The organism is Bradyrhizobium erythrophlei, from assembly GCF_900129425.1.
GTDB lineage: Bacteria > Pseudomonadota > Alphaproteobacteria > Rhizobiales > Xanthobacteraceae > Bradyrhizobium > Bradyrhizobium erythrophlei_C.
On the sequence record NZ_LT670817.1, the window covers coordinates 2,794,445 to 2,810,524 of the forward strand.

The 16,080-nt window shown below is 58.0% G+C and carries 16 protein-coding genes; 9 read left to right on the forward strand and 7 right to left on the reverse strand.

Translation table 11 applies throughout. The features are described 5' to 3' along the window. Positions 1-18 precede the first annotated feature (18 nt). A complete protein-coding gene (gene tnpC / locus B5527_RS12965; protein WP_079607251.1) occupies positions 19-1,542 on the forward strand; it encodes an IS66 family transposase in 1,524 nt (507 codons plus the stop codon). 354 nt (positions 1,543-1,896) lie between these two features. On the opposite strand, the gene B5527_RS12970 is transcribed toward tnpC, so the two are convergent. After that, on the reverse strand, positions 1,897-2,460 hold the full coding sequence (locus B5527_RS12970) for a hemerythrin domain-containing protein (protein ID WP_079601643.1): 564 nt from the start codon (positions 2,458-2,460) through the stop codon (positions 1,897-1,899). Between the two features lie 795 nt (positions 2,461-3,255). Here B5527_RS12970 and B5527_RS12975 point away from each other — a divergent pair. Beyond that, complete coding sequence (locus B5527_RS12975; RefSeq protein WP_079601644.1) at positions 3,256-3,684, forward strand: CBS domain-containing protein; 429 nt, start codon at positions 3,256-3,258, stop codon at positions 3,682-3,684. 474 nt (positions 3,685-4,158) lie between these two features. Next, on the forward strand, positions 4,159-4,338 hold the full coding sequence (locus tag B5527_RS12980) for a hypothetical protein (protein WP_154072195.1): 180 nt from the start codon (positions 4,159-4,161) through the stop codon (positions 4,336-4,338). A 57-nt stretch (positions 4,339-4,395) separates the two neighbouring features. Here B5527_RS12980 and B5527_RS12985 read toward each other — a convergent pair whose 3' ends face one another. After that, a complete protein-coding gene (locus B5527_RS12985) occupies positions 4,396-5,415 on the reverse strand; it encodes an adenylate/guanylate cyclase domain-containing protein (protein ID WP_245332596.1) in 1,020 nt (339 codons plus the stop codon). A 394-nt stretch (positions 5,416-5,809) separates the two neighbouring features. Between B5527_RS12985 and B5527_RS12990 the strand changes: the two genes are divergently transcribed. Next, entirely contained in the window at positions 5,810-6,868 is a 1,059-nt protein-coding gene (locus tag B5527_RS12990) for a medium chain dehydrogenase/reductase family protein (protein ID WP_079601647.1), read from the forward strand. Positions 6,869-7,187: 319 nt separating this feature from the next. Here B5527_RS12990 and B5527_RS12995 read toward each other — a convergent pair whose 3' ends face one another. Together B5527_RS12995 and B5527_RS13000 are read right to left on the reverse strand one after the other, a co-directional pair. Next, the gene (locus tag B5527_RS12995) at positions 7,188-7,457 is read right to left on the reverse strand and encodes a high-potential iron-sulfur protein (protein WP_154072196.1); all 270 of its coding nucleotides are present in this window, start codon (positions 7,455-7,457) and stop codon (positions 7,188-7,190) included. A 340-nt stretch (positions 7,458-7,797) separates the two neighbouring features. Beyond that, positions 7,798-8,445, reverse strand: coding sequence for a c-type cytochrome (locus B5527_RS13000; protein ID WP_079601648.1), 648 nt, complete (start codon positions 8,443-8,445; stop codon positions 7,798-7,800). A 948-nt stretch (positions 8,446-9,393) separates the two neighbouring features. Here B5527_RS13000 and B5527_RS13005 point away from each other — a divergent pair. The 4 genes from B5527_RS13005 to B5527_RS13020 all read left to right on the forward strand — a co-directional run bounded on the left by B5527_RS13005 (position 9,394) and on the right by B5527_RS13020 (position 12,793). Continuing rightward, entirely contained in the window at positions 9,394-10,626 is a 1,233-nt protein-coding gene (locus tag B5527_RS13005) for a cytochrome C (RefSeq protein WP_245332597.1), read from the forward strand. A 29-nt stretch (positions 10,627-10,655) separates the two neighbouring features. Continuing rightward, a complete protein-coding gene (locus tag B5527_RS13010) occupies positions 10,656-11,429 on the forward strand; it encodes an outer membrane protein (protein WP_079601649.1) in 774 nt (257 codons plus the stop codon). A 55-nt stretch (positions 11,430-11,484) separates the two neighbouring features. Continuing rightward, a complete protein-coding gene (locus tag B5527_RS13015) occupies positions 11,485-12,129 on the forward strand; it encodes a c-type cytochrome (protein ID WP_245332598.1) in 645 nt (214 codons plus the stop codon). 265 nt (positions 12,130-12,394) lie between these two features. Beyond that, the gene (locus B5527_RS13020; RefSeq protein ID WP_338065101.1) at positions 12,395-12,793 is read left to right on the forward strand and encodes a cytochrome c; all 399 of its coding nucleotides are present in this window, start codon (positions 12,395-12,397) and stop codon (positions 12,791-12,793) included. A gap of 210 nt (positions 12,794-13,003) precedes the next feature. Here the strand turns inward: B5527_RS13020 and B5527_RS13025 are convergent, their stop codons facing one another. The 3 genes from B5527_RS13025 to B5527_RS13035 all read right to left on the reverse strand — a co-directional run bounded on the left by B5527_RS13025 (position 13,004) and on the right by B5527_RS13035 (position 14,784). Next, a complete protein-coding gene (locus tag B5527_RS13025) occupies positions 13,004-13,699 on the reverse strand; it encodes a VIT1/CCC1 transporter family protein (protein ID WP_079601650.1) in 696 nt (231 codons plus the stop codon). Between the two features lie 103 nt (positions 13,700-13,802). Next, entirely contained in the window at positions 13,803-14,168 is a 366-nt protein-coding gene (locus tag B5527_RS13030; protein ID WP_154072197.1) for a hypothetical protein, read from the reverse strand. 7 nt (positions 14,169-14,175) lie between these two features. Next, positions 14,176-14,784, reverse strand: coding sequence for a cyclic nucleotide-binding domain-containing protein (locus tag B5527_RS13035; RefSeq protein ID WP_079601652.1), 609 nt, complete (start codon positions 14,782-14,784; stop codon positions 14,176-14,178). Positions 14,785-15,283: 499 nt separating this feature from the next. On the opposite strand from B5527_RS13035, the gene B5527_RS13040 reads away from it, so the two are divergent. Further along, on the forward strand, positions 15,284-16,012 hold the full coding sequence (locus B5527_RS13040) for a CBS domain-containing protein (RefSeq protein WP_079601653.1): 729 nt from the start codon (positions 15,284-15,286) through the stop codon (positions 16,010-16,012). Positions 16,013-16,080 lie beyond the last annotated feature (68 nt).

Here is a 16,080-nt window from a genome sequence, read left to right on the forward strand (position 1 = left end):
ATATGATCTGATTTGATCATGCCGAGCGACGTCTTGCCTGACGATCCCGAGACGCTGAAAGCGATGCTGCTCGCCGAGCGAATGCAGAACGAGCGGCTGCGTCAGATCATCAAGGAAATGCAGCGACATCGGTTTGGCCGCAGGGCGGAGACGCTGCCCGAAGACCAGATGCTGCTGGGTCTCGAAGACGTCGAGCAGACTGTGGCAGGCGATGAGGCGGCGGCAGACCAGATGACGCCCGCCGAGCGTACGGCACGGGCCGAAAGACGCCGAAGTAACCGGGGCTCCCTGCCAGCGCATCTGCCGCGGATTGAGATCGTCGTCGGCATCGATGACAAGACCTGTCCCTGCTGCCAGGGTGAACTGCACCGGATCGGCGAGGACAAGAGCGAGCGGCTGGACATTGTGCCGGCGCAGTTCCGGGTGCTTGTCACCCGGCGCCCCAAATATGCCTGCCGCAAATGCGAGGACGGCGTTTTACAAGCGCCGGCGCCGGCACGGCTCATCGAAGGTGGGCTGCCGACCGAGGCCACCGTCGCCCAGGTCCTGGTCTCCAAATATGCCGACCATCTGCCGCTCTATCGACAGGCCCAGATCTACGCTCGTCACGGGATCAACCTGGACCGGTCCACGCTGGCGGACTGGGTCGGTCGTGCTGCCTGGCACCTTCGGCCGCTGCATGAGCGCCTGCTGACCAAGCTCAAGGGGGCGGTACGGCTGTTCGCCGATGAAACGACGGCGCCGGTGCTCGACCCCGGCCGCGGCCGCACCAAGACCGGCCAGCTCTGGGCCTACGCAGCCGATGATCGGCCATGGGGCGGGTCCGATCCGCCGGGCGTCGCTTATGTCTACGCACCCGACCGCAAAGCCGAACGGCCCATCGCCCATCTTGAAGGCTTCAAGGGAATTCTGCAGGTCGATGGCTATGCCGGTTACCGCAAACTCGCCGACCGCGGCGACGTCCGCCTTGCATTCTGCTGGTCGCATGTACGGCGTGGCTTCTACGAGCTTGCAACGCCCGGCCCGTCGCCGATCGCCAGCGAAGCGCTCGAACACGTTGCCGCGCTCTATGCCGTCGAGAAAGACATTCGCGGTCGTCACGCTGACGAGCGTCGAACAGCCCGGCAACAGAGAAGCCGTCCGCTGATCGACGCGCTCGAGCCTTGGCTCCGCGCAAAGCTTGGTCTGATCAGCCAGAAGAGCAAACTTGCTAATGCCATCCGCTACGCCCTGTCTCGCTGGGAAGGCCTGACACGCTTCATCGACAACGGCCGCATCGAACTCGACAACAACACCGTCGAACGATCAATCCGCCCGATCGCGCTCAACCGAAAGAATGCGTTGTTCGCCGGGTCGGACGGCGGTGCCCAGCACTGGGCCACTATCGCCTCGCTCATCGAGACGTGCAAACTCAATGACGTCGACCCGCTGGCTTACCTCACCGACGTCCTCACCAGGATCGTCAACGGTCATCCCAACAGCGACATCGATCAGCTGTTGCCATGGTCCTACCGACAGCCAGACCTTAAAGCCGTGGCGTGAGAACAGCGCTTACGAACAAGTTGCGCCGGATCTTCCTTAGAATCGCCGCGCACAACAATTTCCAAGGCGTCACTTGGCAGGTGAGGTGGGGGCGGTCGACATCTCGGACCCGGGTTTCGACCCAAACACGACGATAGAGGCCACAACGAAGCGGCACCGAACGGGACTGCCGAAGCAGTCGTTGCATGTCCGCTATCAGGGGATGAACTGACCTAGCTCAGACGCTGCTCGAGGTCCGAGTTTGACCCGATGCGGAAGTCAACATGCACATGCTGCCATCGCGCAGCAGCATTGATTTGGCGGCCGATTGACCCAGGTCAACACGAATATCGGCGGTAACTCGCCAAAGCGCGCCTACTTTCGTTCGGCTTCAGCCTCTTGCTCCAGCCGCAAAATATGTGCGCGTAGCGCATCGAACCGCTCTTCGGTGACATCGCTGAACAGCGGATCCTTATGACCGGTTACGGCCGAAGCGATCTCCGTCCAATCTTGAGGCTTGAGGGCCTCAAGCGCGGCAGGAAAAAAATCTCGATCTTCCATCATCATGTGGTGCCGCTCGTGCGCGATGAAATCGCGAACAATGGTATAGACATTTTGCCGAAGAACTTCACCATCCGCGAGCACGTACTCGACCGCGTGAGCTACGCGGCGCAAGCGTTCAGCCCCTTTGTGGTGTTCGCGAGCGAGATCACCGACCTTCGCAGCCGCAACCGGATCGCGCTCTCTCAGCTTGGCAAAGACCAGGTCTTCCTGGGGATGGTGATATACTTCCGGGTAGACTTCGAAATAGCTGATAACCGCGCGAATAACCTCGTAGTCGGGGCGGTCTCCCCGGTCGAAAACCACAAGTTCCCGCTCGAGGATGGCAAGCAGCTTCTCTATATTGCGGTGCTCTTGGGATAAGCGCTCAATGATCATGGCAGCGCTCCTACAGTTGAACCAGACCAAATTATCCCTGACGCGGTGTCAGTTTTTGCGGTAGATCAAAATCTGGGTCGGAATATGGTGCGGCGATTTGACTTTTCGGACCTGCCGAAATGAGACTGCGGCAAAGCCCCGACGTCGTGAACAAGCGTTGCTACTCCAACCTAACGACTTCCGAGTTTGGCACGTTTGAGACATGCCGATCCTTACGATGAAGGTCGGCTTTCGGGTGTAAAACGGAAGTAACGCGAACATCGCGGAACCGTCGCTTTTGACCCATCTGCGACATGGGGCCTGGAACGGCTGTTGGAACCTGAAAGCTCCGGAAATGTTGACCCTCAAACATCTTTATGGATGAGGATCATGCACACTTATGAAAAGGCGCCCGGAGGCAGCCGCCAAAGTCCAGGCTACACTGGTTTCTTCGCCATCATATGCCTGTTCGCGTCGATCATCTTGGTGTGGGCACTGATGAGAACGAGCCTTGTGAAAACAAGCCTTGAAATGATGAGTTCGCCACCCGTAACAACTGGAATGGCTTCGAACGCACCCGTCAATCCCGTCGCGAAGCCCTGAGTAGCTCTCGCGCAAGAAGCTGCGGGGAGATCGCCAGCCCAAGCGCCTTGGCGAGAAGCTGCCGAACAGCATAAGCAGTTTCCATTGTGTGGGCGTAAGCTGCCCTGATGCGGACGCGTCACAATCGCTGCTCATTACGAAGTTGCGGCGATGGAAATTTGATTGATTGTTATCAAAAATCTTGCCGGGGCTTGTGTCCGAGGGAGGATCCAAATGACTACGGTGCGACAGCTGCTTGATCAGAAGGGCGGGAACACTTGGTCTATTCACCCGGATGCTACGGTCTTCGAAGCCGTCGCGAAAATGGCTGAAAAAGACATTGGATCGTTGGTAGTGATGGAAGGCGACGAGTTCGTTGGCATTATCACCGAAAGGCACTATGCGCGGAATGTTGTTCTCAAGGGTAAAACGTCTCCCGCAACGCCCGTGCGGGACATCATGGAAAGACGCTTCGTCATTGCACGGCCTGAACAATCCGTTGACCAATGTATGGCCCTCATGACTGAGAAGCGCGTGCGCCATCTGCCGGTGTTTGAGGGAAAAAAGCTAATTGGCATTGTTTCAATCGGCGATCTTGTCAAAAGCACAATCGGTGATCAGAAGTTCTTGATTGATCAGCTCGAACACTACATCCGGCGGTGAACGGACCATTGTGGACGGCTGAATACGATCCCGAACGACCTCAGCGCTCGGAAGCATTACCGCCGAACATCACCGCGCAGCCGGTGCCGTTTGCGCTGGCCGACGAGGTGAACGACTGAGGCGGGCACTTCCGTTGTTGGCACCAAACGGACATGACGCCGCAGCGCCCGCATGTTCGTTGTTGAGGGATGAACGGACTAAGCTCAGACGTGACCCAACTTCCGTTTTTGACCCGCTTCGGACATCGTCGTCGTTTTGACCTATCGCGCGCGCGTTGGCGGTTCGCCGCATTGACGGCCTAAGTTGCACAACCCTCCGCCGAGAGGCCTGCTAAAGAAGGCTTTTTGCAACTGAGGGAGATTTAAGATGCGATCTCGCACAAGCATGCTCACCATAACCGCCCTGACACTTGGAGCTGCGCTCGTTCTGGGAACGGCAGCAAGGGCGGCAGAGGCGATTCAGGTAGGCGGTAGGATGACCTGCAAAACCCCTGAGCAGCACGCGATTCCGGTGGAAGGTGATCCGGGTCACGTTTTGGTTATACAAAAGATCACCTGCACCGGCAGCGCCTCTGGCCACTCCGCGAGGTTTGACGGCGGGCAGCAAACTTGGGTCGAGGCTGATGATTTGGTCAACGGCAGTGGGATGTACTGAATCACGTTTCCCCATCGAGGATCAAGCAATTGTTGCTGTGTGCGTCCCGAACCTGGCTCAAGCATTGGTCGAGCGGCGGCGGCGCTCGACAGCGAAGACTTCAACCGCTGCGGCGCGCCCGCGCAACTGCGTTGGTCCCAGCGCTTCGACAACAAGGTCACTGTTAGGACGCACGAGGCGCAGAAGATCAGCAGATACAAGCAGAGCGCGGCCGACGTCTTTGCAATGCTCTTGCAGCCGGGCTGTGACGTTCATTGTGTCGCCGAAATAAGCGATCTGTCGGCGCGAGTCCCCGCACTCGCTGATCACCACTGAACCCGCATGCAGTCCGGCGCGAAACAGCGGCACCACGCCGAACTCACGCCTATATGAATCTGCTTTCTCCGCAATTCTATCTTGGATGGCGAAAAAGCAGTCGAGGTAACGTCGTTCTGACATCTTGGCCGCAAGTCGCCACGTTACGATTACCTCGTCCCCGACATATGCATGCACCTCGCCACCATGCGCGAGGATCGCCTCGTCAATATCGAAGAAGAACCGAGTGAGAAGGTCGTGCATGCGCAACTCACCCATCGACTCGGCGAGCGACGTCGATCCGACGAGATCAAGAAACAAAAACACCCGTTCTTCTCGTGTCGGCCTTCGATATCGTCCGAGGATCACGTTGAGGAGGACTCGGCTGCCGATTAGCCGCGAAAGTTCGAAAGCCGCGCCCAGCAGAACGGACATCCCGAAGGTGATGCCGACGATGCGAGGGAAGTGGTCGACGAGCCACGCGACCTCGATCCGATGACCATAGAGGGCGGCCTCCAAACCTATGGCGACTGTCGCAACGACGATCGCCATTATCACAGACTGCACGACAAGCTCGACGACGAGCGGCCATCGTCTCACCCATTCACTGCTGCCTGACGTGAAGTAGAGATGAACCGCCCAGCCGGAGAGCGCCAGACCCATCCCATGGACGCTGCTGCGCAGGTAGTTTGCGAGAGTGGCTTCGCCCGGATCGTTGGCGAAGTGACGATAAGCGCAGCCCGCAAGCAAACCGACCACGGCTAGAACGACCGTAGGTGCCATAGAACGACGCATCTCCCCTCCACCATCGCGATGCAGGCGCGCGGAACGGGCCCGCGCCCTGTTCGCCCTTCCAGATACCCTGTGCGGGCATGCATAGCCAGGTCCACAAACGGTACGGGCGCAGGTCTGCTATTGGCACGTTTCGGACGTGCCGATCCTTGCGACGAAGGTCGGCTATGAGCGGCAAAGCGGAAGTGACGGGGACATCGTCAAACCGACGCGATTGACCCATAAGCGACATCGATAATACCTCGGCGAAGACAAAGGCCCAAAGCAACGGCGGGGCATCCAAAGTTAGCGCGGGCTAACCGATTAATCTCGCTAGCGGGATTCGAATGTGCCAGGGTGCTGTCTACATCTGTAGCGTTAAGCACCAGCACATCCGTGATAAATCATGTCGTGGCAACACGTTCGCATATCCCGGTTCGGTGGCCCCGAGGTCTTGGAGCTGGCGGAAGAGTCAACAATTCCCAATCCGGGCCCCGGCGAGGTGCGGATCAAGGTTCTCGCAGCCGGGACCGGTTTCACTGACAGCTTCATTCGGCGTGGCCGCTACCCGGACTTCAAAGGACCGCTGCCGTTCACTCCAGGCTACGAGCTAGTGGGTGTTGTCGAGAAGGCTGGCTCCGGTGTTGTCGCGCCGCGCGAGGGGCAAATCGTTGCCGATCTCTGCGTAGTCGGCGGTTACGCGCAATATGCAATTCGGCCCGCGCGTTTTCTTGTACCGGTTCCAGATGGCGTCGATGCGGCAGAGGCCGTTTGCATCCCGCTCGCCTACCTTACAGCCTTCCAGATGCTCACGCGCTATCGTCGCTTATTTCCCGGCGAGACGATCCTCGTCGTCGGCGCGTCGGGCACGGTCGGTACGGCGCTGCTCGATCTCGCTTGTCATTTTGGCCTCAAGGCAATCGGTACGTGCTCAGCAGCGAACCTCACTGCAGTTGAGCGGTTTGGTGCTACCGCAATCGACTATCGCGCTGGCGACTTCGTTGCTTCGGTGCGTGAACTCACGGCGGGACGAGTTGGCGGCGCCGGCGTCGATGCGGCATTCGACGCGATCGGTGGATCTCATTTTGACCGGTCTTTTGCCTGCCTCGCGCCGGGGGGACTCCTTATCGGCTATGGCTCCCAGACCATGGCGATCGGGCGCGAAAGTATAATCGCGGCGGGGCTAGGATTGGCGCGGTTGAAGCTCTGGGGCGCGTTGAACTTTCTATTCCGCGGCCGTCGTGCACTTTGGTACAGCATCACCGATCGTCGCTTGTCTCACCCTGAAGAGTTTAAGGCTGACATGGCCGCTTTGTTCGAGTTGTTGCACCACGGCGCCATTCATCCTGTGATAATCGATCGCCAACCACTGGCCGCCGCGAAAAATGTCCACGGCCGCATCGACGCTGGTGGGCTCGGCGGTAAGGTCGTGCTGCTGCCCTGGCTCGCCTCTCAGGATGGTTGAACGAGCTGTGTGACCAGTGGCTGCCTTGCGCTGTTTTGGGAGGCTCTCGACATTAATCTGCCAATAAAAGCCACTTCCGATTTTGGCACGTTTGAGACATGCAGACGAACGCTAAGAAGGTCGCTTGTTGTGGAAGACCGGAAGTGACCGGCGCACGGTCAAACTGACGCGTTTGACCCGTTTCAGACTTGAGCACTTTGCGTAGACCACAGACCACCATCCCAATGGTCCAAAGTTGCAGCGGGGCGGCAGACAATCCGACGGCTCAACTCGAGACCTGAGAATGTGCTGGGGAGCCGATCGCGACCGGTGTTAGATTTTATGCCTGCTTCTTCGCATAGACCATGCACCAGCCTTGCGCGGCAACAGTTCCATCCACGGTTTTGCAGGCCGACGGGGCTTCAAACTGCACGCAGTTTTCGCAGCGTTGCTCCCCCTTTGGGGTGTCCTGATACTTTACGATTTTCTGCGACGCCTTGGCCGCCTGCGCGGGCGTCGATGTACTGATGACCACTGCCGCGCTCGTAACCGATGCCCCGGCAGCAATAGTCAAAACCAGCCGCCGGGAAATTCCTTGTGACCCTGTCATGATACGTCGTCCTGCTGTGAGAGGCTAAATAAATAGCGTCATCGTGAATCGTTTCCCGCGGCGGCGCCGCAACGGCTTTCTTGTCTGCGATTTGATCTCGCAGCACATTGTGGGCTGGATGCTACGCGCGCCACCAGCGCGCGTCTGTATAGAATTGACCACTTAAGTTTTAACGCGACGGCCGTTCAATTGCTGTGGGAGGGCTGGACGCGCCGGCATAGTCGCTCTCTTGGAGAGCCCGATCAAATGCATTTCTGCTTGGCACGAAACTTCCGTACCGTCCCATTTCAAAGCATGGTCGCGATGAGTTTCGCAGCGTTGTGGGCCGTTTGAGAGGTAGTCATTCCAAATAACTGAGATACGCTGCGACGGCTTTAACCTGGGCTTCGGTCAAATTATGCGCGATCGGCTGCATGATGGCCGAATTGTCGGGCTTTGCCGGATCCTGACCCCGCTCCTTGCTCCAGTTCAAAAGTTTCTTCGCTACATAGTCATTGAGCTGACCTGCCAGACGAGGAAATGCGTCGGCGCCTTTGGCTTCTGGCCCGTGACAGGTAGCGCATGGAGGAACCTCAGCGCTGGGAACTCCGTCTTCATAGATTTGTTTTCCTGCGGCCACGAGCTCCTTGGGAGCGCCTGCCCCTCCCAACGGTTTGGGATTGAGGTCTTTGAAATGCGTGGCCAAGGCCGTCACCATCGACGGGCTCAGAACATGTGCCACGTTAAACATCACAGGGTTGGTCCGCCTCCGCTCGATAAATGCCTGCAACTGATTTTCCAGATACTCCGGTTGCTGTCCTGCAAGTCGCGGCATGGGAAAGGCTCCACGAAACCCTTGTCCCGACACCCCGTGGCAGGTTTTGCAATAGGCGATCTTGGCCTCAAGTTCTTGCTTCGGAACGGCGGCCGTGCCCTTGTCCTCCGCGTGCGCCCCTGCGGAGACTACGATGGCGAAGGCTGCCGTCAGCAATACTGTTTGTAAGCTCATAGGCCCGCCCTTTGATAATGGGTCACGTTACGCCTGGCCGGGCAGTTTGATCCAGCTCGATCTTTCCGGAGCAACTTGAACCAGATAAATGCCAGGGGTTCCGAGCCCGATCACCCTAAATAATATGTCAGCAAACGATCCGAAGACGGTCGAACCTCTATGATCTGACGAAGACGCTTTGTCTACGCGCATTCTTTGTTGCCAAAAAACCTCACCGGGACGAAATCCGATTTAGTGTTCCTTTTTGCTCACTCGGACTTTCCGTCTTGGACTAGCGCTAGTTTAGCTCGCCAGCTGGTTTACTGGCGCGCTTGGCCGTGCCCATCGATCCAGATCGATTTTCGGGAGCGATTTGATCCAGATCAACGTCGAGGCACAAATCGGGGATCTTAGTTAAGGACGACGAGAAGTTACTCGTCCATGTGGACTGTGTCGCGAGTGACGAAACGCAATGTTTCGGCGCACGGCGTACTGTTGCATGTGCAACGATAGTTGCAAGAATATCTCGCTATCATGAAATCGGAGTCAGCGTTGCTATTAGCTTAGCCGCGCTCTCGACTCTTGGACTATCGTTATTTTTGTGAGCGGTTTTCAATTAAGTATTCGTGCGTTGGCACGGAGTGTCGCGAACAACGGGGTGGCGCGATGCGAGGCGATTGCGGTCGTGTTACTCGACCCTTTGGTAACTGCAGGCTATGCGCTGCGGTTGCGGTTTTTGTCGTTCTCGCGGGCTTCCTGACAATCGCCTTTACGCCGCCGGCGCAGGCGCTTCCGAGTTTCGCGCGCCAGACCGGGCAGCCCTGCGGCACATGTCACACCGATTTTCCCGCGCTTACTCCGTACGGCCGAAGGTTCAAGCTGCTCGGATATACCCCCGGCGGCGGAGAATTCCGGACGACGCCATTCTCATCTAGCACCGGGAGCAACGCACGCGCGGAACTCGACAAATTGCGGGGCTACGCGAAGGCCGTGGAGGGCCCCGCGAATGACGGTGACAAGGAATACGTCCCGCCGATTTCGATGATGGCCATCGTCGGCTTCACCCACACCCAGGCGCCGCTGCCTTCACCGACGGACCCCTACAAGCCGAACGACAACGTGGTGCTCTCGCCGTTCAGCGCATTCTGGGGCGGCGCAATCACCAACGACATCGGCGCGTTCGCGCAGGTCACCTATAACGCGCCACCCGCCGGCGGTTTCGGCGATCCGTTCGGACACACCTGGACTTGGGACAATACGGATGTTCGCTTTGCCAGGACCGCGAGCATCGGGCCGCTTGATTTTATCTACGGCATCACCGCCAACAACAATCCGACCGTTCAGGATGTCTGGAACACCACGCCAGCGTGGTCCTTCCCCTACGCGGTTTCGACGCTTGCTCCCACGCCCAGCAGCAAGACAATAATCGAGGGCGCTTTTGCCGCGCATGTCGGCGGCGTCGGCGCCTACACTTTCATCAACGACCTGCTGTATCTCGAACTGACGGGCTACAAGACGCTCGGTTTCAGCCAGCAGAACGCGCTGGGTACCGATCCGTTCGGCGCGCCCGGGCAGTTCGGCAGCGTGGCGCCCTATTGGCGCGTCGCTCTCGAACCGCATTGGGGCCGACATTCGCTGATGGTCGGCACATTCGGAATGTACACGGACGTCCATCCGTGGCTCGATACAAGCTTTGCGACGTTTTCGACCGGGACGTTTCCGATGTCGGACAAATTCACCGACATCGGCTTCGACTCGCAATATCAGTATCAGGGCGATAATTATTGGCTGACTTTGCGCGGCAGTTACATTCGCGAGTTTCAGCGGCTGGACGCGAGCTTTGCCAATTTTGCTTCGTCTAATCCGACCAACCTGCTCAACAGCCTGAAGCTGCAGGCCTCGTTTGCCTATGGCGGCGACAACCGGATCGTCTTCACCGGGCAATATTTCGATATCTGGGGTACTGAGGACGCAAACCTGTACGGGCTCGACGCTGTCACCGGGAACGCATTGACCCCGAACAGCAACGGCTGGACGGCCGAGATCGCCTACATCCCGTTCGGGCTCAGCAAGGCGATGGGCTGGCCCTGGTTTAATGCCCGCATCGGCCTGCAATATACCTACTACAACAAATTCAACGGTACCACGATCGGCGCCCACGACAACAACACCCTGTTCCTCCATGCCTGGTTTGCCATGTAGGCGGGCTGGCCCGCACACGGAGAAGTCCAATGAAAAAACTGCTTTTCGCAACCGCCGCAGCGTTTGCAGGGATCATGGCGGGACCGGCGCTTGCCGCGGATATGCCGCTCAAGGCGGAGACGCCATTCGCTGCACGGTTCAACTGGACCAGCTGTTATCTCGGCGGGCATCTTGGGGGCGGCTTTGCCCACATGGACATTACCGACCCGGTGCAGCTCGTGCAGGATTCGTTTTTGGGCGCCGGCTCGACAAATGGGATCACTACTGTCAGCCCCGGGCCAAGCGGCGTCGTGATAGGCGGACAGATCGGCTGCGATTACCAGTTCGCCTCATCCTGGGTGGTGGGCATCGAAGGTGCCGCCTCCGGCTCGACCATGAAAGCCAGCAGGACCGTCGGACTCCCGCTCGGCAATCCCGACACTGCGCTTGTGAGAGCTAGCACCGATTTTCTTCCCAGCGTGACCGCGCGGCTGGGCTACGCCTTCGACAACGTGCTCGTTTACGCCAGAGGCGGTGTCGCCCTGGCAGGAGACAGATTCAATGTCACCGGCTCATTTGCGGGCGCCCCCTTTGCCTTTGAAGGGCTGGACAACCGCTTGGGCTGGACCGCCGGCGGCGGCGTGGACTGGGCTTTCTCACATCATTGGTCCGCCAACATCGAATACGATTACTATCAATTTGGGCATGGCGGCGTTCTGATGTCTGACTCGATCAACGCTTTTGCGGGCATCGTGGACGTCAAGCAAACCGTCCAAGTCGTCAAAGTCGGGCTGAACTTTCATATCTGGGGGTCCGGGTGGTGATGTTTGAAGCCTGTTCAAGCGAAGCGGACGACGTTCGTGTCCCGGAGGCCGGATCATGACGGCGATAAGCTTGCGGCTGATATTGCAAACAGCCATGCTGGCAGTGTTCTTTTCCGCGGCGGGTCACGCGCAGGACAGAGGCGCACCTTCAAGGCAAGGCGGCCTTGAGGCCAAGCTGGAATATTGCAAAACCTGCCACGGGCTGTCGGGGCAGGGTTATCTCGGATATTTTCCGATGCCGCGACTGGCGGGACAGCAACCCGAATACATCGAGGCTCAGCTGCGGGCCTTCATTGAGCGCAGGCGGACGAACCCGATCATGTTCAACGTCGCGCATGTCCTGAGCCCGTCGATGCTGACGGCCCTGGCGACGCATTTCAGGGGTCTCAATCCCAAACCGTTTGGAGGGGCGCCAAGGGGATCCATCGCCATGGGTAAAAGAATCTTTGAGGAAGGGCTGCCGGAATCCAACGTTCCTGCATGCTCCGCCTGTCATGGCACGGAGGGCAAGGGCCAAAACGAAATTCCGCGACTGGCGGGTCAGCTCTATGCGTACACCGTCGGCCAGTTGACAGGTTGGAAGAAAGAGCGAGGTCAGGGTTCGGCGGTCGACACATCCGCCATCATGGCACCGACGGCGCACAACTTGACCAGGTCACAGGTTGAAGCCGTCGCGGCCTACGTCAGTTACCTGCAGTGAGTGCTGTCAAATTTACATGTCATCGTCTCGATGAATGCATAAAGCGCGAAAGCTTGAGGTCATGAAGCGCATCGGGTTGAAAATAGCGATCCTGGCGATTGTCGCCTCAACCGTTCCCGCGTGGGCAGGTGACGGGGACAGCGCTGGCGTTCGCAATTGCACCTGGTGCCACGGAACATCGGGGCAGGGCTATATGGTCGCCCCACGATTGGCCGGACAGCGGCCGCAATACATTGAGAGTCAGATACAGAGTTTTCGCGAGCACATGCGAGACAATCCATTTTCGAAGCAATACATGTGGGGTGCAGTGGCGGCCTTGGGTCCGCACGCGGCGCGCGATTTGGCGATCTATTTTGCGACGATCGCGCCGAAGGCCGCCAATGACGGCGACAGGAATCTCGCGGCCAGGGGCAGAACAATTTATCTGGAGGGAATTCCGGAAGCCAATATTGTGTCCTGCTATGCCTGTCATGGCCCGAACGCCGAGGGCGTGAGGGACATTCCTCGCCTCGGAGGACTGGCTTATTTCTACTTGAAGGGCCGGCTCGAGCAATGGGGCCAAGGATATCATTCGGGCGTAGAGTCTCCGATGCCGCTGGCTGCGAGCCATTTGGGCCCGGACGAAATTGAGGCGCTCGCCTCGTACCTCAGCTTTGTTAAGTAAATTGCAAACCGACTTGATCAGGGTTCTGGCAAAAAACATGGCAAACGTGCCGCAACGGCTTTTGCACGCGAGACCGGACTGATCGGCGCACAGTCATAATGATGCGAAATCGACTTGGGACGAGAGGTTTGAATGGCGGCTCTTACCTGCGAGGACCGGCTCGGATACCGTTCGTTTTGTTTTTTCCGCCAGTTCGCTCGGTTGGCGCCCTCAGACTACTGTTCCGAACAAGGCCCCGACGCCTGCCGTCAGTCCCATTGCGAGTGCACCCCAGAAAGTCACGCGTAGTGCGCCCACCGCTACACCCGCGCCGCCCACGCCCGCAGCCAACGCACCCAAAAGCCCAAGGAAAGCGAGTGAAGTTGCAGGAACAAGGATAATTAGACTCGCCTCCGGGACGAAGGCAGTGGTCAGGAGAGGCATGGCCGCTCCAACAGCGAAGCTAAGAGCTGATGCGAACGCAGCTTGAATCGGACGCGCTCGGAGCGTCTCGATGATGCCAAGTTCGTCACGGGCATGCGCGCCTATTGCGTCACGGGCCATGAGTTGATCGGCGACCTGCTTTGCGAGCGAATGATCGAGGCCACGAGCGACGTAAATCGCAGTCAGTTCCTCATGTTCTCCCTTGTCGTCAGCTTTGAGTTCCGCGCGCTCACGCTCGAGTTCAGCCTGTTCGGTGTCTGCCTGTGAGTGGACAGATACGTACTCTCCGGCCGCCATCGCCATAGCCCCTGCGACCAGGCCGGCAACCCCCGCGACCAACACGTTGCTGCGGGTCCCATGCGCTGCGGCGACACCGAGCACCAGACTCGCTGTCGAAACGATCCCGTCGTTCGCGCCTAATACCGCTGCGCGCAGCCAGCCAATGCGTTCGGTGCGGTGTCGTTCCTTGCGGCGTAAAGGCATTCCTGAAGCTTTCTCGATGGGAACATCGCTAGATCGTTTAGCTCTGGTATGAGATATCCCCCGGAAGCCTGCGTCTCTCGTAACGCCCGTTCTTGGTACCCGATCAAGGCCCGCCCGCGTGATAGCGCGCAGCCTCATCGATCTCGGCCGCTGTCATCTGCCGTGCAATGTTTCTCATCTGCTCGCTGATATCGTTTCGCCGCGCGCCGGCCGCGAAGGCCTGGAGTTGCGCCTTGATGTAGACGGCGGACTGGCCGTCGAGCCACGGTGTACCGAGCTTGGCGTCGGTCGTGCCGTGGCAGGAAGAGCAAGCGGGGCCGTTGCGCATCGGCGCGCCGCGGGCGACGATCTGCGGGGCATCGACGGCAGGATCGGAATGGTATCCCGGCTGACGCGGCAGATAGGAATAATAGGCGGCGATATCGAGCATGTCCTGTTCACTGAGCTTGACGGCGAACGGAGTCACCACCAAACTATTATTCCTCTTCTTTGATTTGAGGCTTGTCACGCAGGACTGCGTCTAGGAGTGAACTGTGAACCTCTATTTTTCCGTTGTAGCTGATGAAGCCCTCTTTGCGAAATTTGTTCATAAAGAAGCTGACACGAGACCGGGTAGTGCCGATCATTTCCGCCAGTGCTTCCTGACTGAGGATAACCGGGACAGGTTTGGCGCCCCCCTCTTTACCGAAATCCGCGAGAAGCAGGAGAAGGCGAGCGAGCCGTCTTTCGCTGGAATTGAATAGCTGGTCGATCAAATCGTCTTCAATCCGGCTATTGCGCGACAGAAGGTATGCCACAAAGAAAGCGGAGAACTTCGGCTCCGCATCAAGTGTCGCAATCATTGTAACTTTCGTTATCGATGTGAGGAGACATTCTTCCATCGCATGAGTCGACGCGGTGCGTAGTTTTGCCCCATTGAGACACGCTTCCCCAAAGAACTGCCCTTGCGTTAGGATCCCAACGATTGCTTCCTTGCCATGCTCGGATAATACCGTGACCTTGACCTTGCCTTTTTGAATGTAAAAGACGGCTCCAGCAATTTCCCCTTGGGCGAAGATTTCCTCATTTTTCTGGTATTTCCCCATCACTTTTCCCGGGCCGGCTCGGCCCAGAAAAGCCTTGGGATTAAACGATGAATTCAGGGACTGATTGTTCGGTGACGGCAAGTGTCGGTCCCTGATCACGCGGGAGCACAACCACTCTCAGTCACCGGTAAAAGCTGAGGACGGCGCGGTGATGAATGTAAACGAGGTTGCGGCAGATAAGTTCCCGCAATCCCATGCTCGGCATCACTATCCCTTGTTGATATCAGGGTTAGAACCGGTTTGACCTCCCGCTAGACGCCCATAAAGCCACACTCATAGCTCATATTTTGGCAGCAGACGTCATCTACACAGCCGACGGTGGCGACGCTACCACTGATACCGAAGCGACGAGTGAGCAAAAATGCTCACATCGGGCATTCTTCGGCTCGGAGTGTTGAGGACCTTATTAGCAGCCTAGACGTTGACGACGAGCAAGCTCGCTTTGCCATGCTGACACCGCGTCTTGAAGCATCTTAATTCCGGTTAGGAAATCGTAAAAATGCGCGCACATCAAATCATGACACGGCAAGTAATAACCGTTGCTACCGGTGCTCCTATCGTCGAAGCAGCAAACACCATGCTGCAGAACCACATCAGTGGACTTCCAGTAGTCGACAAAGCCGGAAAGTTGGTCGGCATCGTCTCGCAAGGTGATTTTATCCGCCGCGCGGAGATCGGGACCCAACGAAAGCGTGGTCGCTGGCTGAAACTCCTTCTTGGGCCGGGAAAGGTTGCATCGGATTTCGTGCATGAGCGAGGCCGCAAGGTCGGGGAGATCATGACTCTTGACCCCTGCACCGTGACGGAAGACGCGACGCTGGAAGACGTTGTGCAGCTTATGGAACAAAAGAACGTCAAGCGTCTGCCGGTGTTACGCGGAGATCAGCTTGTCGGAATCGTAACGCGCTCCAATCTCCTTCAGGCCGTTGCGGGACTGGCGCGCGACATCCCGGATCCGACTGCCGACGATGATCACATTCGCAACCATATCATCACATCTATCGAGAAAACTGACTGGGGGCCCTTTGGGCTCGGCGTCATCGTGCGTAACGGTAATGTTCATCTCAGCGGTGTGATTACCAACGAGCGTTCTCGGCAGGCAGCGATTGTTGCAGTGGAGAATGTTTCTGGTGTCAGGAAAGTTCACGACCACCTTTGCTGGGTCGAGCCCATGTCGGGAATGTACCTGAACTCCCAGGAAGATGAGACATTGTTGAGAGCGAACTGAGATGGTCTTGGCTTCGCTCGCCGTTCAGTTGCTCGCTCCGTCGACCGTCATGTTCGTTTGATGGGCAG

Coding starts and splice junctions, on each gene's coding strand:
- tnpC (WP_079607251.1), top strand. CDS start 19: ATGCCGAGCGACGTCTTGCCTGACGATCCCGAGACGCTGAAAGCGATG.
- B5527_RS12970 (WP_079601643.1), bottom strand. CDS start 2,460: ATGATCATTGAGCGCTTATCCCAAGAGCACCGCAATATAGAGAAGCTG.
- B5527_RS12975 (WP_079601644.1), top strand. CDS start 3,256: ATGACTACGGTGCGACAGCTGCTTGATCAGAAGGGCGGGAACACTTGG.
- B5527_RS12980 (WP_154072195.1), top strand. CDS start 4,159: ATGACCTGCAAAACCCCTGAGCAGCACGCGATTCCGGTGGAAGGTGAT.
- B5527_RS12985 (WP_245332596.1), bottom strand. CDS start 5,415: ATGGCACCTACGGTCGTTCTAGCCGTGGTCGGTTTGCTTGCGGGCTGC.
- B5527_RS12990 (WP_079601647.1), top strand. CDS start 5,810: ATGTCGTGGCAACACGTTCGCATATCCCGGTTCGGTGGCCCCGAGGTC.
- B5527_RS12995 (WP_154072196.1), bottom strand. CDS start 7,457: ATGACAGGGTCACAAGGAATTTCCCGGCGGCTGGTTTTGACTATTGCT.
- B5527_RS13000 (WP_079601648.1), bottom strand. CDS start 8,445: ATGAGCTTACAAACAGTATTGCTGACGGCAGCCTTCGCCATCGTAGTC.
- B5527_RS13010 (WP_079601649.1), top strand. CDS start 10,656: ATGAAAAAACTGCTTTTCGCAACCGCCGCAGCGTTTGCAGGGATCATG.
- B5527_RS13015 (WP_245332598.1), top strand. CDS start 11,485: ATGACGGCGATAAGCTTGCGGCTGATATTGCAAACAGCCATGCTGGCA.
- B5527_RS13020 (WP_338065101.1), top strand. CDS start 12,395: ATGCGAGACAATCCATTTTCGAAGCAATACATGTGGGGTGCAGTGGCG.
- B5527_RS13025 (WP_079601650.1), bottom strand. CDS start 13,699: ATGCCTTTACGCCGCAAGGAACGACACCGCACCGAACGCATTGGCTGG.
- B5527_RS13035 (WP_079601652.1), bottom strand. CDS start 14,784: ATGGGGAAATACCAGAAAAATGAGGAAATCTTCGCCCAAGGGGAAATT.
- B5527_RS13040 (WP_079601653.1), top strand. CDS start 15,284: ATGCGCGCACATCAAATCATGACACGGCAAGTAATAACCGTTGCTACC.